Source organism: Nonomuraea coxensis DSM 45129 (assembly GCF_019397265.1).
GTDB lineage: Bacteria > Actinomycetota > Actinomycetes > Streptosporangiales > Streptosporangiaceae > Nonomuraea > Nonomuraea coxensis.
Genome location: NZ_CP068985.1, coordinates 6,435,998 through 6,462,431, shown reverse-complemented (window position 1 = coordinate 6,462,431; position 26,434 = coordinate 6,435,998). Strand labels below are relative to the sequence as shown.

Below are 26,434 nucleotides of genomic sequence, written 5' to 3'. Positions count from 1 at the left end.
ACGCTAGCAAGCCGGGCGACGCGACGTGGTCCCCTTTCCGGTTCGCGTCCGATGTGCGCCGATAATGGCTGACATGAAGCTGAGGATCTTCACCGAGCCCCAGCAGGGCGCCAGCTACGACGACCTGCTCACCGTCGCCCGGGCCGCTGAGCGGCTGGGCTTCGACGCGTTCTTCCGGTCCGACCATTACCAGCGCATCGGCGCGGGCGACCCCGGCGCCGGCTCGACCGACGCCTGGGTCACGCTGGCGGGCCTGGCGAGGGAGACCTCGGCCATCAGGCTGGGGACGCTGGTGTCGCCGGCCACGTTCCGGCTGCCCGGGCCGCTCGCGATCAGCGTGGCGCAGGTGGACCAGATGAGCGGCGGCCGGGTGGAGCTGGGGCTCGGCACGGGGTGGTTCGAGGCCGAGCACACCTCGTACGGCATCCCGTTCCCGCCCGTCGGCGAGCGCTTCGGCCGGTTCGAGGAGCAGCTTGAGATCATCACCGGTCTGTGGACGGCGAAGGACGGCTACTCCTTCGAGGGCAGCTACTACCGGCTGGCCGACTCGCCCGCGCTGCCCAAGCCGGCGCAGCGGCCCCGGCCGCCGATCATCATCGGCGGGGTCGGCGCCAAGCGCACGCCGCGCCTCGCGGCGGCGTACGCCGACGAGTACAACGTGCCGTTCCGCTCGCTGTCCGACACGGGGGCGGCGTTCGACCGGGTACGCCGGGCGTGCGAGGAGGCCGGGCGCGGGATCGTGCTGTCGGCCGCGCAGACCACGGTCGTCGGCGCCGACCGGGCGGAGGTCGAGCGGCGCGCGGCGGCCATCGGCGAGGACCCGGACAAGCTGCGCGAGAGCGGCGTGTGCGGCACGCCCGCCGAGGTCGTCGAGCGGATCGGGCGGTTCGCCGAGCTCGGTGCCGAGCGGTTCTACCTGCAGATCCTCGACCTCGGGGACCTGGAGCACCTGGAGCTGATCGCGGCCGAGGTGCTGCCGCGCCTGTAGGTAAACGGTTGGCGGGCTTTCGCGGCGTTCCCGCACACTTCGGAGGGTGCTGCTGACGGTCACGAACACCGCGAGGCCCGCCACCGACCTGGGTTTCCTCCTGCACAAGCATCCCGGGCGCGTGCAGGAGTTCCGCCAGTCGTCCGGCGGCGAGGCGGCCTGGCGGGTGCACGAGCCGGTCTTCGCGGTGCTGGCGCTGGAGTCGGAGCCGGTGGACCCACGCCTTTAAAGGTTGGGTAAGGGGTCCGCTGGGTCCCTGACGTGCGGGTATCCCCCGATGACGGGGAAAGGACCTGCATGGCCACTCAGCACACGCACCAGGAGCACCTGGCTCACGTCGTGTTCATCACGGCCGCCGCCGCCATCGGGGGGTTCCTGTTCGGCTACGACAGCTCCGTCATCAACGGCGCCGTCGTCGGGATCCAGCGGTACTTCCAGGTGGGTCCGGTGGAGACGGGTTTCGTGGTGGCGATCGCGTTGCTGGGGTCGGCCGTCGGCGCCTGGGCCGGCGGCGGGCTCGCCGACCGGTGGGGCCGTACCCGGTCGATGCAGGTGGCGGCGCTGCTGTTCGCGGTCAGCTCGATCGGGCAGATGCTGCCGTTCGCCATCTGGGACCTCGCGCTGTGGCGGGTGATGGCGGGCTTCGCCATCGGCATGGCGTCGGTGCTCGGGCCGGCGTACATCGCCGAGGTCGCGCCGCCCGCCTACCGGGGGCGGCTCGGCTCGTTCCAGCAGCTCGCCATCGTGCTCGGCATCGCGGTCTCGCAGCTCGTCAACTTCGTGATCGCGCGGGCGGCGGGCGGCGAGGTCAACAATCCGCTGTGGGTGCTGGAGGCGTGGCAGTGGATGCTCGGCGCGTGCGCGGTCCCCGCGCTGCTCTATTTGCTGTTCGCGCTGCTCATCCCCGAGTCGCCGCGCTACCTCGTCATGGCGGGCAAGCCGCGGCGGGCGCGGGAGGTGCTGGCCGAGGTCGAGGGCGAGGACGTCGACCTCGACGCGCGCATCGCCGAGATCCAGCTCGTGGTGCGCACCCAGCGGGTGCCGGGGCTGCGCGACCTGCGCGGGCCAGCGCTCGGGCTGCTGCCCATCGTGTGGATCGGCATCGTCCTGTCGGCCTTCCAGCAGCTCGTCGGCATCAACGTGATCTTCTACTACTCGTCGGTGCTGTGGCAGTCGGTGGGCGTCAACCAGAGCGACTCGCTGCTGATCAGCTTCTCCAGCTCGATCATCAACATCATCGGCACGTTCATCGCGATCTCGCTCGTGGACCGGATCGGGCGGCGGCCGCTGCTGCTCGTCGGCTCGGCCGGCATGGCGCTCTCGCTGGCCACGGCGGCATGGGCGTTCAGCGCCTCCCGTACCGGCGCGGGAGGCGTGATCGGGCTGCCCGACCCGCAGGGGCCGATCGCGCTCGTCGCGGCCAACCTGTTCGTGCTGTTCTTCGCCCTGTCCTGGGGTGTGGTGGTCTGGGTGCTGCTGGGGGAGATGTTCCCCAACCGCATCCGGGCCGCCGCGCTCGGCGTCGCCGCCGCGGCGCAGTGGCTGGCCAACTGGGCGGTCACGGTGTCGTTCCCGGCGCTCGCCGCCTGGAACCTGCCGCTCACCTATGCCGCGTACGCGACGTTCGCCGCGCTGTCGTTCGTCTTCGTGCTCCGGCAGATCAAGGAGACGAAGGGCCGCAAACTGGAGGAGATGGGCTAGCCTGTGGCGTGCTTGACGACGTCCTCGGTCCCTCGCTCGACGTGTTGTTGTGGCGGCCGGTCAGCCACGACATGTCCTCGAGCGTGCGCACCTTACCCACGCCGGGCAGGGCTACGACTCGAGCCGACACCGGGCGGGCGCGGCCGGCGTCGTAGCGGAACCTCGAGCCGTGCTTGCGCTTCCTCCAGCCGGGGAAGCCGACCTTGCGACCCCTCCTCTTCCCGGACCTGAAGTCGAAGAAGTTCTTGAACCCCGCCGCCCGGGCCCGGCACGCCTCCTTCGGTACCCGCGAGGACAGGCCCTCTTCGGTGAACCACGAGTAACGGTCGCGATGCTCCAGACGCCACAGCTTCTCCAGCGCCGGAGCCGACCAGGGGACCGGCGTCAGATCCTTGTCGGGGACGCCGTAGGTCTTCTCCGCCTCCCGCTGGTCGAGGGCGGCCTTCACCTTCTCGAGGCAGAAGTTCTCCACGACGCGGGACAAGCCGGCATGCTGCCCGAGCCGGGTGCGCTGCCCGAGCGTCGGGGCCAACTCGACGCGGTAGCCTTGCCGTTCGGTCACGCCACCTCCTGCGCGGCACGCACGGCCGCCTTGGCGCGGCGAGATGCCGAGCGCTGCCCGTACAGGCGGGCGCAGAAGGAGGTGAGGACTTCGGTCATGTCCCGCACCAGATCGTCATCGACTTCGGCGTCGTCGATCACGACGATGCGCCGGCCGGTCGCCTCGAGCGCGGCCGACAGATGCTCGACGGCGGTACACCACCGTCCAGCCGTCCGGGTCGGACGGCTGCACGAAACCCCCTTGCCGAACCGGTTAGGCAGCCGTTGAGAGCGCTCCCGGCGCGGACGTCTCGAAAGCGTCACGGCTCTTGACGCGCACGACACGGGGAATTTACGTTCGCGGTACTTATCCGGTTCAGCAAACCCCAGCGCTCGCGGCGGGAGCCCGGTTCGGCGTCGCTCTTGGGAGCGCTCCCACAGGTAGGTGCACGTAGGAACCCTTCGCGCCCCCACGCGAAGGAAGGAGAGAAGCGATGCGCAACCGGCCTAGGAAGATCATTCCGCTCCTCGCGGCGGGCCTGCTCGCCGTCACGGCCTGCAGCGGCGGCCCCTCCACCCCGACCGGCCCCGCCCCCAGCCAGGGCCAGAGCCAGGGCGCGCCGGCCAACGCCGACCCCGACCAGCTCCCCCGGGGCGAGACCCTCTACACCACCGGCACCCAGTGGGGGCCGCCGGCCAACTTCAACCCCATCAGGGAGTGGGACTCCGCCGTCGGCACCAAGGGCCTGGTGTACGAGTCGCTGTTCCACTACGACACCACCGCCGCCAAGCTCACCCCCTGGCTGGCGGAGAGCGGCTCGTGGACGGGCGACACCACGTACGAGGTCAAGCTGCGCCCCGGGATCACGTGGTCCGACGGGCAGCCGTTCACGGCCAAGGACGTCGTCTTCTCCTTCGAGCTCGGCAAGATGGAGACGATCCCGTACCACAACCTGTGGAACTGGCTGGAGAAGGCGGAGGCGGTCGACGACCGGACCGCGCGTTTCACCTTCTCCACCGCCAACTACCAGGAGTGGGACTTCATGCTCTACACGCGCACGATGGTCCCCGAGCACATCTGGAAGGACCGCTCGGAGAAGGAGGTCCTCGACGGGCTCAACGAGAACCCGGTCGGCACGGGCGCGTACACGTTCCTGCGCAAGGACCAGGACCGCGTCACCCTCCAGCGCCGCGACGACTGGTGGGGCAAGACCGCGCTCAACATGGAGCCCAAGCCCCGCTACATCGTCGACATCGCCACCCCCAGCAACGAGGTCGCGATGGGCCTGCTGCTGCAGAAGGGCCTCGACCTCAGCAACAACTTCCTGCCCGGCGTGGCCAACCTCGTCCAGGGCAACTTCGGGCTGAGCACCTACTACAACGAGCCGCCGTACATGCTGTCGGCCAACACCGCCTGGCTGGTGCCCAACACCACCAGGAAGCCGATGGACGACCCCGCCTTCCGCAAGGCCCTCGCCTCCTCGATCGACGTCAAGAAGATCGTCGAAGGCGTCTACGGCAACCTCGTCAAGGCCTCCAGCCCGACCGGCCTGCTGCCCCAGTGGGACAAGTACGTCGACCAGGACGTCGTCGCCAGGTCAGGCTTCACCTTCGACGCGGCCAAGGCCAAGAAGCTGCTCGCCGACGCCGGATACAAGGACGGCGACGGCGACGGGTACGTCGAGAACAAGGACGGCTCCAAGATCAGCCTGTCCATCATCGTCCCGTCCGGCTGGACCGACTGGATGGAGTCGGCCCGCTCGATCGCCGCCAGCGCCAAGACCGCCGGCATCCAGATCACGCCCGACTTCCCCGACTTCAACGCCCTGGTGGAGAAGCGCGGCAAGGGCGACTTCGACCTGCTGATCAACAACGAGCGGCAGCTGTCGAACTCGCCGTACACGTACTACGAGTACCTGTTCCAGCTGCCCATCCAGAAGCAGCAGAACACGGTGAACTTCGCCCGCTACGAGAACAAGAAGGCCTGGGACCTCGTCCAGCAGCTCGACCAGGTCAAGACCGACGACACCGCCGGCATGCAGAAGATCATCTCCCAGCTCCAGCAGATCCACCTGGACGACCTGCCGGTGATCCCGCTCTGGTACAACGGCCTCTGGGCGCAGTCCAGCACCTCGGTGTGGAAGAACTGGCCGGCCGCGGCCGGGAGCGCGCCGAAGACTCCCGCCGTGATGTGGCGCAACTGGCTGGAGCTGGGCGGGTTCGAGACCCTCACCCAGATCCAGCCCGCCGCCTCCTAGCCGGACCCCCGAAGCCCCCGCTCCCCGGCGCAGGGGAGCGGGGCCCTCACCGGAGACAGATCACGTGCGTCGATACTTCGGCAGGAAACTGCTCATCTACGGGCTGACGTTCTTCGTCGCCGTCACGGTCAACTGGATGATCCCGCGCTTCATGCCCGGCGACCCGGTCGCCAGCATGGTCGCGCGGGCCAACGTCACCAAGCCCGAGGCCGTCGAGGCGATGCGGGCCTACTACAACAACCTCTTCGGCCTGGACCAGCCGCTGCTCACGCAGTACGCCAACTTCTGGGGCGCGCTGCTGCGCGGCGACTTCGGCACCAGCATCTGGCTGTTCCCGACCCCGGTGAGCCAGGTGATCGGCGGCGCGGTGCCGTACACGCTGGCGCTGGTCGTCCCGTCGGTGCTGCTGAGCTGGGTCGTCGGCAACCGGTTCGGCGCGTACGCGGCCCGCCGCAAGCTCCTCGACAACACGGTCCTGCCGGTCGGCTACGTGCTGACGGCCATGCCGTACATGTGGCTCGCGGTGCTGCTGGCCTGGTCGCTCGGCGTGATCGCCGGGCTCTTCCCGGTGGCCGGCGGCTACAGCTTCTCCATGCGGCCCAACCTGTCGTGGACGTTCGTCCTCGACCTGCTGCACCACTGGACGCTGCCGTTCCTGTCGCTGTTCCTGGTGGCGCTGGGCGGCTGGGCGATCGGCATGCGGAACATGATCATCTATGAGCTGGAGTCGGACTACTCGGCGTACCTGTCGGCGCTCGGCGCGCCCTCCAAGCTCATCCGCAGGTACGCCTTCCGCAACGCCGTCCTGCCCCAGATCACCGGCCTGGCCCTGCAGCTCGGCGTCCTGGTGGCCGGCGCGCTGGTCACCGAGATCGTCTTCGCCTACCCGGGCCTCGGCAGCCTCATACTCAAGGCCATCCAGAACAAGGACTTCTTCCTCCTCCAGGGCGCGTTCCTGTTCATCGTGCTCGGCGTGCTGATCGCCAACTTCATCATCGACATCGTCTACGTCGTGGTCGACCCCCGGACCAGGGCGGGAATGGCGGGTGCGCAGGCATGACGACGATCCAGGAAGCCGTGCCGCGCGAGCCGGTCGCGGTGCGGCGCGAGGCGCTCTACTTCGCGGTGCGCAACGGCAAGCTCATGACCGGCCTGACGATCGTCCTGGCGCTGCTCCTGCTGGGCCTGATCGGCCCGCTGTTCGTGGCCGCCGCGCCCAACGAGTACAGCGTCCAGGCGATGAGCCCGCCCACCGGCGAGCACTGGCTCGGCACCACGACCTTCGGCCAGGACATCTTCGCCCAGTTCGTGCACGGCCTGCGCGCCACCTTCGCCGTCGGCGTGATCGGCGGCGGCATCGCGGCCGTCATCGGGATGGTCGTCGGCTTCGTGGCCGGCTACCTCGGCGGCCTGGTGGACGAGGTGCTGAACATGCTGACGAACATCATCCTGGTCATCCCGAGCCTGGCCGTCCTGCTGATCGTCAACGCCTATCTGGGCATCCGCAGTGTGGCCGTGCAGGGCCTGTTCATCGGGCTGACGCAGTGGCCGTGGGCGGCGCGGGCGATCCGGGCGCAGACGTTCTCGCTGCGCACCCGCGAGTTCGTGGACCTGGCCAGGATGAGCGGGTCGGGCACCGGCCGGATCATCGCCAGGGAGATCGCCCCCAACATGAGCTCCTACCTGTTCATGACGTTCATCCTGCTGTTCGGCGGCTCGGTGCTCATCGCGTCGTCGCTGGACTTCATCGGGCTCGGCCCCACCGAGGGCGTCTCGCTGGGCCTGATGCTGCAGAACGCCAACCAGTGGAGCGCGCTGCAACTCGGCATGTGGTGGTGGTTCGTCCCGCCGGGCGCCGCCATCACCGCCATCGTCGGCGCCCTGTACGTGGCCAACGTCGGCCTCGACGAGGTCTTCAACCCGAAGCTGAGGGAGACATGAGCCTTCAGGTCAGCGAGCTGAGGGTCCACTACCGGACGCTCAGGGGCGACGTGCGCGCGCTCGACGGCATGTCCTTCGAGCTCGGCGACGGCGAGATCCTCGGCCTCGTCGGCGAGTCCGGCTGCGGCAAGAGCACCCTCGGCAAGGCCCTCATCCGCATGGACGGCCGCATGCGGCACGTCGGCGGCCGGGTCGTCCTCGACGGGCGCGAGCTGCCGATCGCCGACGACCGGGCGATGACCGCCTTCCGCTTCAAGGAGGTCTCCCTCATCCCCCAGTACGCGATGAGCGCGCTCAACCCCACCCGCAAGATCCGCAGGATGGTCGGCGAGTTGCTGCGCTCGCGCGGCGCCGCGCTCGACGCCGCCGAGCTGGAGCGCCGCATGGACCAGGTCGGGCTGCCGCGCGAGGTGCTCGACCGCTACCCGATCGAGCTGTCCGGCGGCATGAAGCAGCGCATGGTCATGGTCATCTCCACGCTGCTGGACCCGTCCCTGCTCATCGCCGACGAGGTCACCTCCGCGCTCGACGTCTCCACCCAGAAGGCCGTCGCCCGCGCCCTGCTCGGCTTCCGCGACAGCGGCTACGTCAAGAGCATGATCTTCGTCACGCACGACATCGCGCTCACCCGCCACATCGCCGACACGATCATGGTCATGTACGCGGGCCGCCTCGCCGAGAAGGCCCCCGCCGACGCGCTCGTCAAGGCGCCCCGGCACCCGTACACCAGGCTCCTCGTCGACTCGCTGCCGCAGGTCGGCGTCCGCTACGCCGAGCGGCGGCTGGAGGGCATCGCCGGCAGCCCGCCGTCGCTGCTCGACCCGCCCGCCGGCTGCCGCTTCCGCGCCCGCTGCCCGCTGGCCGGGGACGAGTGCGCCGAGGAGCCGCCCGTGGCCGAGGTCGCGCCCGGCCACCACGTAGCCTGCTGGAAGGCATGATGCTGAGACTCGACCACGTCACCAAGGTGTTCAGGATCGGCGCCTTCGGCGGCCGTACCGTTACGGCCGTCAGCGACGTCAGCTTCGACGTCGCGCCCGGCGAGGTCGTCTCCCTCATCGGGGAGAGCGGCAGCGGCAAGAGCACGCTCGGCCGCATGATCCTCGGGCTCACCCGGGCCACCAGCGGCACGATCACCTTCGACGGGCGGCCGGCGCGGGCGGGCAAGGACTACTACCGCGACGTCCAGGGGATCTTCCAGGACCCGTTCAGCTCGTTCAACCCGGTGTTCAAGGCCGACCGGGTGTTCGCGATGATCAAGGACTCGTACCACCCCGGCGTGCCCGAGGGGGAGTGGGCCGAGCGGGTCAGGGCGGCGCTGCGCGACGTGCGGCTCAACCCCGACCAGGTGCTCGGCAAGTTCCCCCACCAGCTCAGCGGCGGCCAGCTCCAGCGCCTGCTCATCGCCCGCGCGCTGCTGCTGGAGATCCGCCTGCTGGTGGCCGACGAGATCACCAGCATGCTGGACGCCTCCACCCGCATCGACGTGCTCAACCTGCTGGCCGAGCTGAAGACGCGCGGTCTCGGCGTGCTCTACATCACGCACGACCTGTCGCTCGGCAACTACCTGGCCGAGCGCACGGTCGTGCTGCGCGAGGGCGCGGTGGTGGAGATGGGCCCGACGGGCGAGGTCTTCGGCGATCCGCTCCATACCTACACGCGCGAGCTGCTGTCGGCGGTGCCGCGCCTGCACGAGGATTGGGCCGACGCCAAGGCCGTGGACACCTGCCTCCACCACGAGCGCGGGGGCTCCGGCGGCCTGCTGGAGGCCGCCCCGGGCCACTTCGTCGCGTGCGCCCGGTCGAAGACCTGCTAAGGAGAACCCCTTTGAACCACCGTCCGCTGCACGACGGCTGGACCCTGTCGTCGCGGGAGGCCGCGGATCTCATCACCGGGGTCCCGGCCACCGTTCCCGGCTGCGTGCACACCGACCTGCTCGCCGCCGGGCTCATCGACGACCCCTATCTCGACGACAACGAGCGCCGGCTGGCCTGGATCGGCCGCAGGGACTGGACCTACCGCACCACGTTCGCCTGGTCGCCGGACGAGCACGAGCGTACGGACCTCGTCTGCCGGGGGCTCGACACAGTCGCCGAGGTCACGCTCAACGGGGTCCGCGTCGGCGGCACCGCCAACCAGCACCGCTCCTACCGCTTCCCCGTCCGCCACCTGCTGCGGCACGGGGCCAACGAGCTGACGGTCACCTTCCGCTCCGCCTACGCCTACGCCGGGGAACTGCGGGCGGCGCTCGGGGAGCGGCCCGGCGCCTACGACGAGCCCTACCCGTTCATCAGGAAGATGGCCTGCAACTTCGGCTGGGACTGGGGTCCCACGCTGGTGACCGCCGGCATCTGGCGGCCGATCGGGCTGGAGAGCTGGAGCGGCGCCCGGCTGGCCGAGGTGCGTCCCCTGGCCCGCGCCGACGGGACGGTGCGGGTGCACGTCCGGGTCGAGCGGACCGCGGAAGGGCCGCTCACGCTGTCGGCCGAGGTCGCCGGCGTCTCCGCCGAACGCCGCATCGACGGCCGCTCGGCCGCGCTCGCGCTCAAGGTGCCCGGCCCCGACCTGTGGTGGCCGCGCGGCCACGGCGACCAGCCGCTCTACGACCTGACGGTACGGCTCGGCGAGGACGAGTGGCACGGCAGGATCGGCTTCCGCTCGGTCGAGCTGGAACGGGAGGCGTTCCGGTTCAAGATCAACGGCAGCCCCGTCTACGTCAGGGGCGTCAACTGGATCCCCGACGACTGCTTCCCGTCCCGCGTGACGAGGGAGCGGCTGGCCGAACGGTTCGGGCAGGCCCTCGACGCCGGCGTCAACCTGCTGCGGGTCTGGGGCGGCGGCCTGTACGAGAGCGACGACTTCTACGACCTCGCCGACGAGCTCGGCCTGATGGTCTGGCAGGACTTCCCGTTCGCCTGCTCCGCCTACCCCGAGGAGGAGCCGTTCCGCTCGGAGGTCGCCGCCGAGGCCCGCGAGAACGTCACCCGCCTGGCCCCGCACCCCAGCCTGGTGATGTGGTGCGGCAACAACGAGAACCTGGAGGGCCACGCCGACTGGGGCTGGCGCGACCGGCTCCAGGGGCGGAGCTGGGGCGCGGGCTTCTACCACGACCTGCTGCCCGGCATCGTGGCCGAGCTGGACCCGACGCGGCCGTACTGGCCGGGCAGCCCCTACTCCGGCGCGCCGGGCCTGCCGCCGAACGACCCCGCCCGCGGCACCGTGCACATCTGGGACGTCTGGAACCGCGAGGACTACACCCGCTACGCCGCCTACCGGCCGCGCTTCGTGGCCGAGTTCGGCTTCCAGGGGCCGCCCGCGTACGCGACCCTGCGCCGGGCCTCCTCCGACGAGCCGCTGACGCCCCGCTCCTCGCACCAGAAGGCGGTGGACGGCCAGGAGAAGCTGCTGCGCGGGCTGGGCGCGCACCTGCCGCGGCCGGACACGTTCGACGACTGGCACTACCTGACGCAGCTCAACCAGGCGCGGGCCGTGGCGTTCGGCGTGGAGCGCTTCCGCGCGCTCATGCCGCACACCATGGGCACGGTCGTGTGGCAGCTCAACGACTGCTGGCCGGTGACGTCCTGGGCGGCGGTGGACGGCGACGGGCGGCGCAAGCCGCTCTGGCACGCGCTGCGCCGCGCCTACGCCGACCGGATGATCACCGTGCTGGACGGCGAGCTGGCCGTGGTCAACGACGCCCCGCAGGCGTGGTCGGGCGAGCTGGAGCTGGTCCGGCGCCGGCTGACCGGCGAGCCGCTGGCCAAGGAGGTCGTCGCCGTGCACGTGGCCCCGCGCGCGGTGACCAGGGTGGCGCTGCCGCCGTCGGTGGCCGCCGCCGACGACCCGGCGCGCGAGCTGCTGTCGGCCAGGCTCGACGCGGTCCGCCTGGTGCGCTTCTACGCCGAGGACCCGGCCGTGGCGTTCCCGCCCGCGGCCTGGGACGCCGACGCCGAGCCCGCGCCGGGCGGCTACCGGGTGACCGTCACCGCGCGGACCGTGCTGCGCGAGCTGGCGATCTTCCCCGACCGGCTGGACCCGGACGCGGGCGTGGACGACCAGCTCGTCACGCTGCTGCCCGGCGAGAGCGCGGTCTTCCACGTCACGACGGCGAAGGAGCTGGACGCCGCCGCGCTGACCGGCTTCCCGGTGCTGCGCTGCGTCAACGAGCCGGGCGGCGCGCTGTTCAGACCCTGAACTCCTCGGTGCGGTGCCCGTAGGCGGGCACCGCGGCCCGCATCGCGTCGGTGACGACGGGCGGCGGCAGCGGCGCGATCTCGCGCTCGTGGAAGGCGAGCACGTCCTCGCCGGCGGCGTAGAGGGCGCGCACCGCCGCCAGGCAGGGGCCGACGACGCGGGGGTCGGTGATCCGCCGGCCGCCGCGGTGGCCGCCGTACTCGTCGTAGAGGACCTCGTACATGAGGGCCGGGCCGAAGACGACCAGCTCGGGCAGCGGGTCGAGGTGCGCGACCCGCGCGGCGGGCAGCACCCTGCACGGCGATCCCGCGCGCGCCCGCACGGCCAGCACGTGCATCTCCCACTGCAGGTAAGGGGTGACGGGGAACTCCGCCACCCGCGCCCGCCGGACCGGCACCCGGCCACGGAAGTAGCGGCGCAGCGGGCCCTCCATCTCGCCGACCAGCGCGAGGGAGCCGGCCCAGTCGCCGTCCATCATGGCCCGCCAGCTCGCCACGTCCGGCTCGTAGAAGGTCTGCGCGCGCTCCAGCTTCCACATCGGCTCGGCGGTCACGGCGTGGTCGCGGTCGAAGGCGGCGTGGTAACCCTCCGCGTCGAGGACGAGGGCGTCGGCGTGCGCCACGGCGGCGAACGGGTCGCCCGCCGGATCATGGGCCGGGTCGTCGACCGTGTTCGACGCGGCGTGCTCGGACATGCGGCTCCCTTCGCGAGCTGGAAAACCCGCCCAGATCATCAATGGCGTCCCTGACAGGGTCAAGGCCCAAAAACGATCCGCGCGGGCTCTCTCAGCCGCGGTGGTGCACGCGCCGGCGGACCAGGCTGAAGACCATGGCCACCAGCCACACGCCGAACAGCACCTTGAGGACGCCGAAGCCGCCCACTACGAAACCGATGATCACGAACAGGAAGAGCAGCCCGACGAACGGGTGCGGTCCGCGGTGCCGGTGGTGGCGCGCCGGGCCGTGCTTCCACTGGTGGCGCATCTCCTTGCGGGCCCGCCGCATCTCGTGGTGCACCTGGTGCATCTGGTGGCGGTGGGCGCGCATCGCCTCGTGCCAGTCGCCCATGCCGGGAAGCGGCGGAGGCACCCAGGGGTTGGCCACCCGGTGCTCGGGCGCCCGGCGGGGCCCCGGCTGGGACCCGGGGAGGTCGGCCGTGACCTGGGCGAGGTCACGGACGGTCTTGGCGGCCAGCGCGTGGTCCAGCCGCTCGTCGAGCTCCTCGCGGGTCAGGCGGCCCTCGGCGAAGTGCTCGCGCAGGGCGGCCATCGTCTGCTCGCGCTCGGCGTCGCCGACGCGAAGGTCGTTCGGGTCCATGCCTGGCTCCTCGCTCCGTGGGCCTCGCAGGGTCACTCGTCGCCCGGGTCGCCGTCGGCCAGGATCTGGTAGAGCTTGCGCCGGGTCTCCACCAAAGTCTTACGCGCTTCGCGGATCTGTGCGTCGTTCCCGGTCTGGAGAATCTGCATCATCGCGAAGGCCGACTGGCGGCCGATCTGCCACAGCTCGGTGACGTTGTCGTCGACGTCGGGACGCATCTCGTCCCACGGGGCGCGGACCTCGTCGGGGTGCGTCTCGATGTAGGCGCGGCCCTCGTCGGTGAGGCGGAAGCTCTTGCGGCCCTCGTTCTCCTCGGCGATCACCAGGCCCTCGTCGGTGAGCTGCTGGAGCGCCGGGTAGACGGCGCCCGGGCTGGGCTTCCAGCCGCCCTCGCTGCGCTCGGCGATCTCCTGGATGATCTGGTAGCCGTTGCGCGGCTCCTCGGCGAGCAGGGCCAGGATGGCGGCGCGGACGTCGCCCCGCTTGGCCTTGCGGCCCCGGCCGCCCCAGCCGCGGTGCCCGCCGAACGGGCTGCCGGGCCCGAAGGGGCCACCGGGGCCGAACGGCCCGCCCGCGCCGAACGGGCCACCAGGACCGAACGGCCCGCCGGGCCCGCCCCTTCTGCCGCGCTCGCGGTGCTCGTGCCGGTGCTCGTGCCTGCGGTTCCGGTGGCCGCCCATCTCCTCAAAGGCGTCGGCCACGGCCTTGAACGCCTCGCGGGCGGCTCGCTTGTACTCGTGCGCGCCCGGCCAGGGGCCGGGCGCTGCCTGTGCGGAACTCATAGCTTTCCCCCTATATCGTGATTCGTTCTCGATGCATCAAAGATATATCGCTACTGTGTCGTCAGCAAGACTCCGGACGACGTGAGCCAGATCACGAAAAAGTTGCGAAATCGGGGAACAGGATCGGGGATGGAGCCGTTGAACAGAGCAGACGAGGTCGTTCCGCGTCGGCAGGGCTGGGGGGTGCTGTCGCCGTGGAGACGACCTCGTCTGCGTTCCCGGGTCTGCGTTTCCCGGCTTTGCGAGGGAGCGCCGTCGCCTGGACCGAGGAGCGCAGGGAGCGAGCCGCCCGCGCCGAGCGCGGGCCATCAAAGACAGGTCCCAGCGACCGAGCCGCCCGCGCGGAGCGCGGGCCATCAAACGCGGGTACAGTCCCGATCATGATGGGGCACACGCATGCGATGACCGGGGCCATCGCCTGGCTGGGGCTGGCGCCGCCGCTCGCCGCACTGCCGCTGCTGAGCGAGTCCTCCCGCTTCATCGAGACCGGCATCATGGCCGGCGCGCTCGGTCCGGCCGAGCTGATCGCCGGCGCCATCATCTGCGCGGGCGCGGCGATGCTGCCCGACCTCGACCATCCCAGCGCGACGATCGCCCAGACCTTCGGGCCGGTCACCTGGCTGCTGAGCAAGGCCGTGTCCTGGCTCGCCGGCGGCCACCGGGGCGCCACCCACTCGCTGGCCTTCGCCGTCGCGCTCGGGCTGGGCACGCACTGGCTGGCCAACGCCTATCCGATCGGCCGCGACATCATGGTCGTGCTGCTCATCGGCCTGGCGTTACGCGCGATCGGCGTCGGCATCCCGGGCAACAAGCTCGGCTCGGCGATGGTCAACATCGGCATGACCGCCGGCCTCTACGCCGTCTTCCTCTCTCTCGGCGTCGGCTACGCCTGGCTCGGCCTGGCGGTCGGCGTCGGCTGCCTGATCCACGTCGTGGGTGACTGCATGACCGAGCGCGGCTGCCCGGTGTTATGGCCGCTCGGGGTCAAGTTCCTGCTGCCGTGGAAGATCGGCATCAAGACGGGGAAGAAGTTCGAGCAGAAGATCCTGGCGCCGGTCCTGTCGGTGGCGATCATCGGACTGCTCTTCTGGCGGCTCGCGCCGGTTTAACTTGATGTCGAGATATCCTAGTAATATCTTGACGTCGAGACATCCGCTGCGGCCGTGGAGTTAGGCGTACCTAACGTACGAGTGGTTCCGGCTGTGCGGCAGGATTTGAGTGAACACCGGTCTGATGAGGAGGCGAATCACCGTGTCCGCGAACAGCTTCGGCGCCCGTGACACGCTGCGCGTCGGCGACGCGTCATATGAGATTTTCCGGCTGGATGCCGTCGAGGGCGCCGCACGCCTCCCGTACAGCCTGAAGATCCTCCTGGAGAACCTCCTGCGCACGGAGGACGGCGCGAACATCACCGCCGACCACATCCGCGCGCTGGGCTCCTGGGACCCCAACGCCGCGCCCAGTGTCGAGATCCAGTTCACCCCTGCGCGCGTCATCATGCAGGACTTCACCGGCGTGCCCTGCGTCGTCGACCTCGCCACCATGCGCGAGGCCGTCCGCGACCTCGGCGGCGACCCGGCCCGCATCAACCCGCTCGCCCCGGCCGAGATGGTCATCGACCACTCCGTGATCGTCGACTACTTCGGCCACCCCGACGCCTTCCAGCGCAACGTCGAGCGCGAGTACGAGCGCAACCGCGAGCGCTACCAGTTCCTGCGCTGGGGCCAGACCGCCTTCGACGAGTTCAAGGTCGTCCCGCCCGGCACCGGCATCGTCCACCAGGTCAACATCGAGCACCTCGCCAGGGTCGTCATGATCCGCGACGGCAAGGCCTACCCCGACACCTGCGTCGGCACCGACTCCCACACCACGATGGAGAACGGCATCGGCGTGCTCGGCTGGGGCGTCGGCGGCATCGAGGCCGAGGCCGCGATGCTCGGCCAGCCGATCTCCATGCTCATCCCGCGCGTGGTCGGCTTCAAGCTCAACGGCAAGCTGCCCGCCGGCGCCACCGCCACCGACCTGGTGCTGACCATCACCGAGATGCTGCGCAAGCACGGCGTGGTCGGCAAGTTCGTCGAGTTCTACGGCGAGGGCGTCTCCTCGGTGCCGCTGGCCGACCGGGCCACCATCGGCAACATGAGCCCCGAGTTCGGCTCCACCTGCGCGATCTTCCCGATCGACGGCCAGACCGTCGACTACCTGCGCCTGACCGGCCGCACCGAGGAGCAGATCGCCCTCGTCGAGACCTACGCCAAGGCCCAGGGCCTGTGGCTCGACCCGTCGGCGCCCGAGCCGGCGTTCTCCGAGTACATCGAGCTCGACCTCGGCACGGTCGTCCCGTCCATCGCCGGCCCCAAGCGCCCGCAGGACCGCATCGCGCTGTCCGACGCCAAGCACGCCTGGCGCCGCGACGTCGAGAACTACGTGAGCGACGGCGTGGACGAGGCCAACGAGGAGAGCTTCCCGGCCTCCGACGCGCCCGCCTCCAACGCCACCGCCAACGGCGGCCGGCCGCACAAGGCGGTGCCCGTCACGCTGGCCGACGGCACCTCGTTCGAGATCGACCACGGCATCGTCTCGATCGCCGCGATCACCTCGTGCACCAACACCTCCAACCCGTACGTCATGCTCGGCGCGGCTCTGCTCGCCCGCAACGCCGTCGACAAGGGCCTCACCCGCAAGCCGTGGGTCAAGACCTCGCTCGCGCCCGGCTCCCAGGTCGTCACCGGCTACTTCGAGCGCTCCGGCCTCCAGCCCTACCTCGACAAGATCGGCTTCAACCTCGTCGGCTACGGCTGCACCACCTGCATCGGCAACTCGGGCCCGCTGCTGCCGGAGATCTCCGAGGCCATCCAGGCCAACGACCTCGCCGTCACCGCCGTGCTGTCCGGCAACCGCAACTTCGAGGGCCGGATCAACCCCGACGTCAAGATGAACTACCTGGCCTCGCCGCCGCTCGTGGTGGCGTACGCGCTGGCCGGCACCTTGGACCTCGACCTCGACACCGAGCCGCTCGGCGTCGGCGCCGACGGGCAGCCCGTCTACCTGCGCGACATCTGGCCCTCCCCGGAGGAGATCGCCGAGGTCGTCCACTCCTCGATCGGCCGCGAGATGTTCGAGCGCGACTACGCCGACGTCTTCAAGGGCGACGACCACTGGCGCTCGCTGCCGATCCCGACCGGCGACACCTTCGAGTGGGACCCCGACTCCACCTACGTCCGCAAGGCCCCCTACTTCGACGGCATGCCGGAGAAGCCCGAGCCCGTCACCGACATCAGCGGCGCCCGCGTGCTGGTCAAGGTCGGCGACTCGGTCACCACCGACCACATCTCGCCGGCCGGCTCGATCAAGGTCGGCACCCCGGCCGCCCAATACCTGCAGGCCAACGGGGTCGAGGTCAAGGACTTCAACTCCTACGGCTCGCGGCGCGGCAACCACGAGGTGATGATCCGCGGCACGTTCGCCAACATCCGGCTGCGCAACCAGATCGCGCCCGGCACCGAGGGCGGCTACACCCGCGACTTCACCCAGCCCGACGGCCCGGTGTCGTTCATCTACGACGCCTCGGTCAACTACGCCGCCGCCGGCACGCCGCTGGTGGTGCTGGCCGGCAAGGAATACGGCTCAGGCTCCTCGCGCGACTGGGCGGCCAAGGGCACGGCGCTGCTGGGCGTGCGGGCGGTCATCGCCGAGTCGTACGAGCGCATCCACCGCTCCAACCTCATCGGCATGGGCGTGCTGCCGCTGCAGTTCCCCGAGGGCGCCACGGCGGCCTCGCTGGGGCTGACCGGCGAGGAGACGTTCGACATCACCGGCGTCGAGGAGCTCAACAAGGGCGGCATCCCGCAGACCGTGCACGTCAGGGCCACGGCGTCGTCCGCGCACGGAGCCGGCGTCGAGTTCGACGCGGTCGTCCGCATCGACACGCCGGGTGAGGCCGACTACTACCGGCACGGTGGCATCATGCAGTACGTCCTGCGCTCGCTGCTGGCCAAGTGATCTTCCTGGCCGCCGCCCGGTCATGAGCCGGGCGGAGGCCGGGGGTTGGGGCGTGATCCTCACGCGCCCCGCATCGGGGGAACCACCCGAATCCAGCAGGGCCGCCCGGCGGAACACCCTCCGCCGGGCGGCCTTCGCCGTTCCCCTCCTAAGCGACGTGCCCGGCCGGCGCGGACCAGGTGTCACACGCGGCGGGGGAGACCGCCTGGCGGCCGCGCTCCAGCCAGCGGGCGCGGTTGACGCCCTTGCCGTGGCTGCGGACGCCGTCGAAGTCGTCACCGCTCGCCCTGGCGGTCTCCACCAGGGCCGCCCAGTCCTGCCCGGTGCGCCCCAGCGAGCCCCGCACGCTGCCCAGGAACACGCCCGCGAGGCAGTCGGCCTGCAACTCGTACCGGCGCCGCGCCGCGCTCTCACGCGCCTTCGGGAGGCCGACGCCCAGGAGGCGTTGCACGTGGTGGCCGTACTCGTGGGCGGCCACCTTGAGCGGATAGAGGTCCGTGCGGTTCTCGATCCAGGGCCCGGTGAGCGGGAAGACGAGCGTGCGCCGCTCCACGCAGTAGAACGCCGCCGCCTGCGCGGGCCAGTCCCCGCCGCACACCCGGTCGGCGGGCTCGTCGAAGTACCGCACCACGGGCTTCGCGAACGCCCGCCCCGCCTTCGCGAAGTACGCCCGCCACGACGTGTTGAGGCACGTGACGACGGTCTGGAGGTATTCCCGGGTCCGCGGGATCCCCCCGGAGCTGATCGCAGTCTCCGGGCACGAGGTGACCGGCAGCCTGCCCGCCTTCCCGGGGAACGGATCCTGGACGGCGGCCCCGGCCGGAGCGGGCGGCAGGGAGATCGCCAGGACCGCGGCGAGGACAAGGGCGCGCTTGATCGAAGGGAACCGCACGAGCGGCAGCTTAGCCAACGACCAGGTGTGGCACGATGGGCAACGCCACCCGGCGAAGTTTGGTTTCGCCGGGCGGCATTCTCACAACATCCGCAGCAGCACAGTGATCGCCTGGGCAACGACCTTCTCGGGCGCATGCCCCACGAGGAAGTCGAACCGGTCGGGGGATATGGCCCGCACCTGCTCGATCATTGCCCAGCTCGGCTTGGCCAGTCCGGTGTCGCCGGGATCCAGCCGGATGTGCGTGGGATATTCGCGCTCTCGCGACGTCAGCGGAGCCACCAGGACCAGGCCGAGTCTGGACCGGTTGAAGCTGTCGTTGCTGAGAATCATCGCGGGTCGGTCGAACCCCTGCTCGCGCCCTGCCGGCTGTCTGTCGTAGCGAGTGAACCAGATCTCACCTTGGGTGAGTTTCATTCTTCTCCTCGGGGATCGTGATCAGGCCCTCCCATTCGGACGCGATGCGACGGGTGCGCGGCGCCGAGCCGAGAATCATCTCGCGCTCGGTCAGGTAGCCGGTCCATCCCTCCGGGTTCTCGCGTTGGACCTGCTCGACCCGTTCGTTGACCTCCTGCCAGAACTGCTTGTGTTCGTAATCCGCGATGGCGTCGTTGAGCACCTCGGTCATGCTCCGGCCCTCCTGTCGGGCGATTCGAGCTAGTCGATCTCTTGTCTTGACGCTGACGCGTATCGTCGTGGCTTTGGGCTTCATCGTCATACTCCGCAGGCTACGTCGGCGTCTAAGGAACACTACGGGAGCGCGGTCATGTTAAGTGGTTGAACGGCAACTCTGCGTAAAGATGGTTGACTCTCCTGCGTGACTGATACGGCATTGGTGCTGATCCTTGGTGGTTCAGCGGTTTTCGTCGGTGCGATCGTGCAGGGCAGCGTCGGGTTCGGCCTGGGGTTGGTGGCGGCTCCCGTGCTCACCCTGCTCGATGCCGACCTCATGCCGGGCGCCATCCAGGTCGTCAACGCGACGTTGCCGCTGTTCACGCTGGCCGTCGAGTGGCGCAGGGTCGACTGGCGGGGACTGAGCTTCGCGGTGCTGGGCCGGGTGCCGGGAAGCGTCCTGGGTGCGCTCATCATTGTCTACGTTTCCGTATACATGCGTGGTCTCTTCGTGGCGGCAATGGTGCTCGTCGCGGTGGCGTTGACCGCGAGGGCGGTGAGCGTGCCGCGCAACGGCGCGACCATCACCTCGGCCGGCTTCGTCTCGGGCGTGACCGGGACCGCCACGGGTATCGGGGGGCCGCCCATCGCGCTGGTCTACCAGACCGCCAAGGGGCCCCAGATCCGCGCCACGCTCGCCATGTTCTTCTTCCTGAGCGCGGTGCAGTCGCTGGCCATTCTGGCGATCGTGGGGGAGCTGCCCGGCCGGGCCCTGTCGACGGGCGCGACCCTGATCGTCCCCATGCTGCTCGGATTCCTGGCGTCCGGGCCGCTGCGGCGCCACCTCGACGGCGGCAAGGTGCGGACGGCCGTGCTCGTCGTGGCCGCGGTGTCGGCCGTCGGGCTCATCGCGCAGACCGTGATCACGCAGGTCCTGTCGCGTTGAGCGGCGTCCCCGGCCGCGCCCGAGGAGGCCCGCCGCGCAGGCGTCGCACGAGGTCGTCGGCGGCCTCCGGCCATTGCGGGTAGTCGAAGGCGAAGCCCGCTTCGAGCAGGCGACCGGGGACGACGCGGCGACTTTTCAGCAGGAGTTCGGTATCCGAGCGCAGCGCGAACGCGCCGAGCTCGGCCATCCACTTCGTTGCGGGCAGGCCCACCGGAACGCCCCACGCGGCGCGCAGCACGCGCATGAACGTACGTTGCGGTAAAGGGACAGGAGCGGCGAGGTTCACCGGCCCGGCGAGGTCATCCCGGTCGGCCAGGAACTCGACGGCGCGGACGAAGTCGCGGTCATGGATCCAGGACACGTATTGCGCACCGCCGGCGACCTGGCCGCCAAGTCCGAGGCGCACGAGCCGCAGCAAGACCTCGAAGACGCCGCCACGGTCGGGACTCATCACCATGGCAGCGCGCATGCTGACCTTGCGCGTGTGCGGGGTTTCGGCTTGTTCCTGCGCCCGCTCCCACGCTTTCGCGATCTCGACGCTGTAGGCCCAGTAGCCCGGCACGCCCGGTTCGGTGCCGCCCAGCACGCCGGTCGCCTCGTCGTTGGGGGCGTCGAAGCGGTGGGCGTAAATGGTGGCAGTGCTCATCTGAAGCCAGACCCGGGGAGGCCGTACGGCGGCCGCGACCGCCTCGCCCACCACCCGGGCGGAATGCACCCGCGAATCCATCATGGCCCGCAGATTGTCAGGCGTGTAGCGACAGTTGACGCTGCGTCCGGCCAGGTTGATCACTACGTCGCTGCCGTCGATCTCCTTCGCCCATGGGCCAAGTGTCTCGGCATCCCAGCGGACGTCGCGATCGCGCATCGGCCGCCTGGTCAGGATCACGACGTCGTGGCCCGCAGCGGTCAGTGTGCGACTGAGGATGGTGCCTACCTGTCCGGTTCCCCCGGGTATCACGATCTTCATTCGGCTTCCCCCACGGTGAGTGGGACAAGCCTAGCGCGGCTGGCTGAACACGTTCAAAAGCCTGTGACGCCCCGGTATCGCTTCCAGCGGACTTCGACGAGAGCGGCGGGCTGACGGCCGTGCCCGGTCCGATGCCCGGGCACGGCCGTCAGGTCACTGGACCATGATCTGATGGCCGGCCTCGGCCGGCCCGGCGAAGCCGTCCCCGGACCACGACACGAGGTAGCTGTACCTGCCGGCGACGGCTGGCGTGTCGGTGAACGTGTACGAGCCGTCGGCGTTCACGGTCACCGGCGGCAGCTTGACGCTCTTGCCGACGAGGTCGCCGACGGACACGCTGCGTCGCACGGTGAGGTTGGCCCCCGGCGAGGGCGGGCCGCCATCCGCCGTCAGCGCGCCGGTCAGCTCCATGGCCGTGCCGACGACGCCCGACTGCGGTCCGTCCAAGGTGAGGGTGGATCTGTGCCGGACCGTCACGGTGGCGGAGGCGCTGCTGCGGCGGTGGCTGTCGTCGCCGTCCCAGAACACCCAGTAGATCACCTCGCCGATGTACGGCGGCAGTTCGAAGACGGGCGTGTCCTGGAAGGTGAACGTGCCGTCCTGCCGCGTCGTCACGCCGGTGATCGGCGATTTCGTCCAGCCAGGCAGGTACTGGATCACCGTGAGCGGCTTGAGCCCGAGCGCCTCGCCGTCGGCACGGGTGAGCCGCCCCTCGACGGTGACCGGCGAGCCGAGGTACGCGTCCGCCGGGGCGGTCACCGTCAGACGGGACGCCGGCAACGCGACGCCCGTCACCCGCCACAGGAGCAGCCGGTCCGTGGAGCTCCGCAGCAGCACGAAGACGTCCGGCCCGGAGAACGCGAGGCCGTCCGGGAGGAGCTCGGCGTCCGGCTGGTCGGCCGCGAACATCTCGGTGCCGGTCGCGGCGTCGTAGAGCGTGAGGTCGGCGCTGCCCCATTGGCGTCCCGCGGCGACGTAGGCGCCGCCCGAGCCGAGCGCGACAGCTGACGCATACCCGTCCCAGCCGTCGCCGTAGGTGCCGGTCGCCGCCAGGGTCCTGGTGTCGTACCTGGTGAAGTGACCGGGAGCGTCGGCCGCGGAGAACAGCGTGGTGCCGTCGGCGGTCAGGGCGAGGTCGCGCAGGTGGTGCATGCGCCACTTCTTGCCGTCGATCGTGCCGCGCGGTTCCGGGGAGCCGCCGCCGATGTCGTAGACCAGCATGTCGGCGTGGTCCAGGCCGGTCCGGCCGACCACGAGCGTGTCGCCGGCGGCCGCGAGGACGGGAGCGTGCGGGTGCTCGCCCCCTACCGCCACCGGCGCCGGCGCGGACGCGCTCAGATCCAGGCCGACGACGCCGCCGGGGCCGGTGTCGCACCCGTGTCCCACCCACAGCCGCTCGCCCAGCAGGGCCAGCGTGGACGGGCACGGGTAGGCCGGCAGGTCGATCCGCCGCGTGACGGCGAGGCTCGCGGTGTCGATCTCGGCGACCTCGTTCGAGCCGGAGAGAGCCGCGTACAGGCGGGTTTCGTCGGCGTTCACGGCCAGTTCGCGGACGCCGGACAGGCCGGTGACGACATTGCCGGTGAGGTTTCCGCCGGTGTCGGCCACGATGATCCGGTCTCCGGCGGGGACGAACACCCGGCCGGCGCCGACGGCCAGGTCGGCGGTGTAGGAGTCGGTCGCCCCGAGGTCGGTCGTGGTGCCGGCCGCCGAGGCGGCGGGGGCCGCGGCGGTGAGCAGGCCGGTGATCAGTACGGCGGCGCCGCAGTGAGCGGCTAATCGGCGAACCAGTGGGTGGCGCACGGGAACCTCCTGCATGGATGGGAACATGAGTTCTAATAGCGTCCTCCAGGTGCTCCGCCGTCAAGATCGGCCGATCGCATGACGCAAAAACGTGATCAAGCGCGGGCCGCCTCGGAGGTGCCTAGTTGTCCGGGAGGTTGAGCCTGCGTTTCTGGATTGTTACCCGAAACAACAAACTCCCGGCCCGCACCCCCTTCCAAAGCAGGCCGTCCGGGAATACGTTGCCGCAAACAACATTCATCCGGGCCCCTCCGGAAGAAAGGACCCTGCACCATGCGCAAGGGGATCCTCAGCCTGACCGCCGCGGCAGCCGCGCTCGCCCTCGGTCTCACCGCCTGCGGGGGCGACAGCGGTCAGACCACGACGTCGACCTCGTCGGAATCGGCCTCTGCCCCGGCCGCCAAGGCCGGCAAGATCGGCGTCATCCTGCCGGACAGCAAGTCCTCGGCCCGGTGGGAGACGGCGGACCGCAAGTACCTCGAAGAGGCGTTCAAGGCCGCCGGCGTCGAGTACGACATCCAGAACGCCCAGAACGACAAGACGGCGTTCCAGACCATCGCCGACCAGATGATCACGAACGGCGCCACCGTTCTCATGATCGTCAACCTGGACAGCGGCAGCGGCAAGGCCGTCATCGACAAGGCCAAGTCGCAGGGCGTCGCCGTCATCGACTACGACCGCCTCACCCTCGGCGGCAACGCCGCCTACTACGTCAGCTTCGACAACACCAAGGTCGGCACCCTCCAGGGTGAGGGCCTGGCGAAGTGCCTGACGGACAAGAAGGCGGACAAGCCGATCGTCGCGTACCTGAACGGCTCTCCCACCGACAACAACGCCACCCTGTTCAAGGCGGGCTACGACGGCGTGCTCAAGCCGAAGTTCGACTCCGGCGAGTACGTCAAGGGCCCCGAGGAGTCGGTGCCCGACTGGGACAACACCAAGGCCGGCACGCTCTTCGAGCAGATGCTGACCGAGCAGCCGAAGATCGCCGGCGTCCTGGCCGCCAACGACGGTCTCGGCAACGCCGCCATCACCATCCTCAAGAAGAACGGCCTCAACGGCAAGGTGCCGGTCACCGGCCAGGACGCCACCGTCCAGGGCCTGCAGAACATCCTCGCCGGCGACCAGTGCATGACCGTCTACAAGGCGGTCAAGAAGGAGGCCGACGCCGGGGCCAAGCTGGCGGTGGCGCTGGCCAAGGGCGAGAAGCCCGCGGCGAGCTCCAGCGTCAAGGACCCGGAGACCGGGCAGGACGTCCCCGCCGAGCTCATGGAGCCGCAGGCCATCTACGCCGACAACGTCAAGGACGTGGTGGCCGACGGTTACGTGACCAAGGAGGAACTGTGCGCCGGTGACTTCGCCGAGAAGTGCACCGAGGCCGGAATCCAGTAGAACCGAGAGGGGTGCGGCCCGCGTCACGAGCGCAGGGCCGTACCCTCCCCTCTAGGGAGCCCCATGACCCCCCTCCTTGCAGTGCGCGGGATCGACAAGAGCTTCGGTCCGGTCAAAGTCCTGCACAACGTCGAGTTCTCCGCCTACGCCGGCGAGGTCACCGCACTCGTCGGCGACAACGGGGCGGGCAAGTCCACCTTGGTCAAGTGCATCGGCGGCATCTACCCGATCGACGCCGGCGAGATCGCCTTCGACGGCAAGCCGGTGCACATCCACACCCCTCGAGACGCCGGCGAGCTGGGCATCGAGATCGTCTACCAGGACCTGGCCCTGTGCGACAACCTGGACATCGTCCAGAACATGTTCCTCGGCCGGGAGCGCAGGAACGGGCTCCTCCTCGACGAGGACAGCATGGAGGAGCTGGCCGAGAAGACGCTCTCCAGCCTGTCCGTGCGCACCGTGAAGTCCATCAGGCAGCAGGTCTCCAGCCTGTCCGGTGGGCAGCGGCAGACCGTCGCCATCGCCAAGGCCGTGCTGTGGAACAGCAAGGTCGTGATCCTCGACGAGCCCACCGCCGCCCTGGGCGTCGCCCAGACCGCGCAGGTGCTCGAACTGGTCCGCAGGCTGGCCGACACCGGCCTCGCCGTCGTCCTCATCTCGCACAACATGAACGACGTGTTCGCCGTCTCCGACCGGATCGCGGCGCTCTACCTCGGCAGGATGGCCGCCCAGGTCAGGACCTCCGACGTGACGCACGCGCAGGTCGTGGAACTGATCACTGCAGGCCGGAGCGGGGAACTCGGCCTCAAGAACGGGGTCACCCCATGAGCAAGGTCAAGGAACTCCCTGGCGAGGCCATCGTCGCCGCCACGCAGGCCCCGTCCATCGGCAACAGCTTCCGCGCCTACGCCCAGCGGGTGCGCGGCGGCGACATGGGGGCGCTGCCGGCCGTCCTCGGCCTGGTGGTGCTCTGCACGGTGTTCGCGATCGCCCGTCCCTCGTTCGTCACCGCGATCAACTTCGCCAACCTCTTCACCCAGGGCGCCGCGATCACGCTCATCGCGATGGGCCTGGTGTTCGTGCTCCTGCTCGGCGAGATCGACCTGTCCGCCGGGTTCGCGAGCGGCGTCTGCGCGGCCGTGCTCGCCGTCACCCTCGCCAGTCTCGGCCTGCCCTGGTACGTCTGCGCGCTCGCCGCCGTCCTCACCGGCGTGATCATCGGCATCGTGCTCGGCGCGCTGGTGGCCAAGGTCGGCATCCCGTCGTTCGTGGTGACGCTGGCCGCCTTCCTCGCCTTCCAGGGCCTGGTCCTCGTGCTGGTGCGGGAGGGCACGAACATCTCGGTCCGCGACCCGGTGATCGTCGCCATCGCGAACAAGAACCTGGAGCCGTGGCTCGGCTGGGCGCTCTACGCCGCCGGCGTGGGCGTCTTCGCGGCCATCCAGCTCGTCCGCGCCGCACGGCGCGCCAAGCGCGGTCTCACCGCCGACCCGCTGTCGCTCATCGCCTTCCGCGTGGGGGCGCTGGCGGTGCTGGCGGGCGTCGCGGTGTTCGTGCTCAACCTGGAGCGCAGCCGCAACCCGGCGCTGGTCTCGCTCACCGGCGTGCCGATCGTGGTGCCGCTCATCCTGGTGCTGCTGGTCGTGTGGACGGTCATCCTGCGCCGCACGGCGTTCGGCCGCCACCTGTACGCGGTCGGCGGCAACACCGAGGCCGCCCGCCGGGCCGGCATCCCGGTCGACCGGATCAAGATCAGCGCGTTCGTGATCTGCTCGGCGATGGCCGCCGTCGGCGGCATCGTGGCCGCCTCCCGCGCCAGCTCCGTGGACCCCAACACGGGCGGCAGCTCCGTCCTGCTGTACGCGGTCGGCGCGGCGGTCATCGGCGGCACGAGCCTGTTCGGCGGCAAGGGCCGGGTGCTCGACGCCGTGCTCGGCGGCGCCGTGGTGGCCGTCATCGAGAACGGCATGGGCCTCATGGGCTACGGCGCCAGCGTCAAGTATCTGGTGACGGGGTGCGTGCTGCTCCTCGCCGCGGGTGTGGACGCCCTGGCGCGCAGGCGGGCGGCTGCCGCTGGTCTAAGGTGATCAGCGACTCACAGCC

24 protein-coding genes and 1 pseudogene are annotated in these 26,434 nt (G+C 70.2%); 15 read left to right on the top strand and 10 right to left on the bottom strand.

Features of this window, described 5'->3' with window-relative positions:
- Nucleotides 1-73: 73 nt before the first annotated feature.
- The 3 genes from Nocox_RS30290 to Nocox_RS30280 all read left to right on the top strand — a co-directional run bounded on the left by Nocox_RS30290 (nucleotide 74) and on the right by Nocox_RS30280 (nucleotide 2,689).
- Nucleotides 74-988: an LLM class F420-dependent oxidoreductase gene (locus Nocox_RS30290; RefSeq protein WP_020542872.1), complete on the top strand. Its 915-nt coding sequence runs from the start codon at nucleotides 74-76 to the stop codon at nucleotides 986-988.
- Between the two features lie 46 nt (nucleotides 989-1,034).
- Complete coding sequence (locus Nocox_RS30285) at nucleotides 1,035-1,217, top strand: hypothetical protein (protein WP_020542873.1); 183 nt, start codon at nucleotides 1,035-1,037, stop codon at nucleotides 1,215-1,217.
- Between the two features lie 68 nt (nucleotides 1,218-1,285).
- A complete protein-coding gene (locus Nocox_RS30280; RefSeq protein ID WP_020542874.1) occupies nucleotides 1,286-2,689 on the top strand; it encodes a sugar porter family MFS transporter in 1,404 nt (467 codons plus the stop codon).
- Here Nocox_RS30280 and Nocox_RS30275 read toward each other — a convergent pair.
- Together Nocox_RS30275 and Nocox_RS43360 are read right to left on the bottom strand one after the other, a co-directional pair.
- Nucleotides 2,649-3,251, bottom strand: coding sequence for a helix-turn-helix domain-containing protein (locus Nocox_RS30275; RefSeq protein WP_020542875.1), 603 nt, complete (start codon nucleotides 3,249-3,251; stop codon nucleotides 2,649-2,651). The genes Nocox_RS30280 and Nocox_RS30275 overlap by 41 nt on opposite strands.
- Nucleotides 3,248-3,430 (bottom strand): annotated as a pseudogene (locus Nocox_RS43360) (IS607 family transposase); the annotation flags it as partial. The gene Nocox_RS30275 and the pseudogene Nocox_RS43360, both read right to left, overlap by 4 nt.
- Nucleotides 3,431-3,723: 293 nt before the next feature.
- Between Nocox_RS43360 and Nocox_RS30265 the strand changes: the two are divergent.
- The 6 genes from Nocox_RS30265 (at nucleotide 3,724) to Nocox_RS30240 (ending at nucleotide 11,619) form a co-directional block, all read left to right on the top strand.
- Nucleotides 3,724-5,487 carry an ABC transporter substrate-binding protein gene (locus tag Nocox_RS30265; RefSeq protein ID WP_020542877.1) on the top strand — a complete coding sequence of 588 codons (1,764 nt, stop codon included), beginning with the start codon at nucleotides 3,724-3,726 and terminating at the stop codon, nucleotides 5,485-5,487.
- A gap of 64 nt (nucleotides 5,488-5,551) precedes the next feature.
- Nucleotides 5,552-6,547, top strand: a complete 996-nt coding sequence (locus tag Nocox_RS30260) for an ABC transporter permease (RefSeq protein ID WP_020542878.1) — start codon at nucleotides 5,552-5,554, stop codon at nucleotides 6,545-6,547.
- Nucleotides 6,544-7,428, top strand: coding sequence for an ABC transporter permease (locus Nocox_RS30255; protein ID WP_020542879.1), 885 nt, complete (start codon nucleotides 6,544-6,546; stop codon nucleotides 7,426-7,428). The genes Nocox_RS30260 and Nocox_RS30255 overlap by 4 nt, the downstream gene beginning before the upstream one ends.
- Entirely contained in the window at nucleotides 7,425-8,366 is a 942-nt protein-coding gene (locus Nocox_RS30250; RefSeq protein ID WP_020542880.1) for an ABC transporter ATP-binding protein, read from the top strand. The genes Nocox_RS30255 and Nocox_RS30250 overlap by 4 nt, the downstream gene beginning before the upstream one ends.
- The gene (locus tag Nocox_RS30245) at nucleotides 8,366-9,241 is read left to right on the top strand and encodes an ABC transporter ATP-binding protein (protein ID WP_020542881.1); all 876 of its coding nucleotides are present in this window, start codon (nucleotides 8,366-8,368) and stop codon (nucleotides 9,239-9,241) included. The genes Nocox_RS30250 and Nocox_RS30245 overlap by 1 nt, the downstream gene beginning before the upstream one ends.
- Before the next feature lie 11 nt (nucleotides 9,242-9,252).
- Nucleotides 9,253-11,619 carry a glycoside hydrolase family 2 protein gene (locus tag Nocox_RS30240; RefSeq protein WP_020542882.1) on the top strand — a complete coding sequence of 789 codons (2,367 nt, stop codon included), beginning with the start codon at nucleotides 9,253-9,255 and terminating at the stop codon, nucleotides 11,617-11,619.
- On the opposite strand, the gene Nocox_RS30235 is transcribed toward Nocox_RS30240, so the two are convergent.
- The 3 genes from Nocox_RS30235 to Nocox_RS30225 all read right to left on the bottom strand — a co-directional run bounded on the left by Nocox_RS30235 (nucleotide 11,609) and on the right by Nocox_RS30225 (nucleotide 13,717).
- The gene (locus Nocox_RS30235; RefSeq protein ID WP_020542883.1) at nucleotides 11,609-12,313 is read right to left on the bottom strand and encodes a DUF6879 family protein; all 705 of its coding nucleotides are present in this window, start codon (nucleotides 12,311-12,313) and stop codon (nucleotides 11,609-11,611) included. The two genes, Nocox_RS30240 and Nocox_RS30235, sit on opposite strands and share 11 nt — an antisense overlap.
- Nucleotides 12,314-12,404: 91 nt before the next feature.
- On the bottom strand, nucleotides 12,405-12,935 hold the full coding sequence (locus Nocox_RS30230; RefSeq protein ID WP_020542884.1) for a DUF1707 SHOCT-like domain-containing protein: 531 nt from the start codon (nucleotides 12,933-12,935) through the stop codon (nucleotides 12,405-12,407).
- 32 nt (nucleotides 12,936-12,967) lie between these two features.
- Nucleotides 12,968-13,717, bottom strand: a complete 750-nt coding sequence (locus tag Nocox_RS30225; protein ID WP_020542885.1) for a PadR family transcriptional regulator — start codon at nucleotides 13,715-13,717, stop codon at nucleotides 12,968-12,970.
- 380 nt (nucleotides 13,718-14,097) lie between these two features.
- On the opposite strand from Nocox_RS30225, the gene Nocox_RS30220 reads away from it, so the two are divergent.
- The gene (locus tag Nocox_RS30220) at nucleotides 14,098-14,826 is read left to right on the top strand and encodes a metal-dependent hydrolase (RefSeq protein WP_026214281.1); all 729 of its coding nucleotides are present in this window, start codon (nucleotides 14,098-14,100) and stop codon (nucleotides 14,824-14,826) included.
- Nucleotides 14,827-14,968: 142 nt separating this feature from the next.
- A complete protein-coding gene (acnA, locus tag Nocox_RS30215) occupies nucleotides 14,969-17,719 on the top strand; it encodes an aconitate hydratase AcnA (protein WP_020542887.1) in 2,751 nt (916 codons plus the stop codon).
- A gap of 148 nt (nucleotides 17,720-17,867) precedes the next feature.
- Here the strand turns inward: acnA and Nocox_RS30210 are convergent, their stop codons facing one another.
- From Nocox_RS30210 to Nocox_RS30200, 3 genes are all read right to left on the bottom strand, one after another.
- Nucleotides 17,868-18,611 (bottom strand): neutral zinc metallopeptidase, encoded by a 744-nt coding sequence (locus Nocox_RS30210; protein WP_020542888.1) that lies wholly within the window; start codon nucleotides 18,609-18,611, stop codon nucleotides 17,868-17,870.
- A gap of 81 nt (nucleotides 18,612-18,692) precedes the next feature.
- The gene (locus tag Nocox_RS30205; RefSeq protein ID WP_020542889.1) at nucleotides 18,693-19,028 is read right to left on the bottom strand and encodes a type II toxin-antitoxin system PemK/MazF family toxin; all 336 of its coding nucleotides are present in this window, start codon (nucleotides 19,026-19,028) and stop codon (nucleotides 18,693-18,695) included.
- On the bottom strand, nucleotides 19,009-19,239 hold the full coding sequence (locus tag Nocox_RS30200; protein ID WP_020542890.1) for a hypothetical protein: 231 nt from the start codon (nucleotides 19,237-19,239) through the stop codon (nucleotides 19,009-19,011). The genes Nocox_RS30205 and Nocox_RS30200 overlap by 20 nt, the downstream gene beginning before the upstream one ends.
- Nucleotides 19,240-19,488: 249 nt before the next feature.
- Between Nocox_RS30200 and Nocox_RS30195 the strand changes: the two genes are divergently transcribed.
- Nucleotides 19,489-20,169 (top strand): sulfite exporter TauE/SafE family protein, encoded by a 681-nt coding sequence (locus tag Nocox_RS30195; protein WP_246649598.1) that lies wholly within the window; start codon nucleotides 19,489-19,491, stop codon nucleotides 20,167-20,169.
- On the opposite strand, the gene Nocox_RS30190 is transcribed toward Nocox_RS30195, so the two are convergent.
- Nucleotides 20,147-21,136 carry a TIGR01777 family oxidoreductase gene (locus Nocox_RS30190; protein ID WP_020542892.1) on the bottom strand — a complete coding sequence of 330 codons (990 nt, stop codon included), beginning with the start codon at nucleotides 21,134-21,136 and terminating at the stop codon, nucleotides 20,147-20,149. The genes Nocox_RS30195 and Nocox_RS30190 overlap by 23 nt on opposite strands.
- 153 nt (nucleotides 21,137-21,289) lie before the next feature.
- On the bottom strand, nucleotides 21,290-22,954 hold the full coding sequence (locus Nocox_RS30185) for a YncE family protein (RefSeq protein WP_020542893.1): 1,665 nt from the start codon (nucleotides 22,952-22,954) through the stop codon (nucleotides 21,290-21,292).
- 258 nt (nucleotides 22,955-23,212) lie between these two features.
- Between Nocox_RS30185 and Nocox_RS30180 the strand changes: the two genes are divergently transcribed.
- The 3 genes from Nocox_RS30180 (at nucleotide 23,213) to Nocox_RS30170 (ending at nucleotide 26,418) form a co-directional block, all read left to right on the top strand.
- Nucleotides 23,213-24,331 carry a sugar ABC transporter substrate-binding protein gene (locus Nocox_RS30180; protein WP_020542894.1) on the top strand — a complete coding sequence of 373 codons (1,119 nt, stop codon included), beginning with the start codon at nucleotides 23,213-23,215 and terminating at the stop codon, nucleotides 24,329-24,331.
- A 63-nt stretch (nucleotides 24,332-24,394) separates the two neighbouring features.
- On the top strand, nucleotides 24,395-25,159 hold the full coding sequence (locus Nocox_RS30175; RefSeq protein WP_026214282.1) for an ATP-binding cassette domain-containing protein: 765 nt from the start codon (nucleotides 24,395-24,397) through the stop codon (nucleotides 25,157-25,159).
- Entirely contained in the window at nucleotides 25,156-26,418 is a 1,263-nt protein-coding gene (locus Nocox_RS30170; protein WP_020542896.1) for a sugar ABC transporter permease, read from the top strand. The genes Nocox_RS30175 and Nocox_RS30170 overlap by 4 nt, the downstream gene beginning before the upstream one ends.
- Nucleotides 26,419-26,434 lie beyond the last annotated feature (16 nt).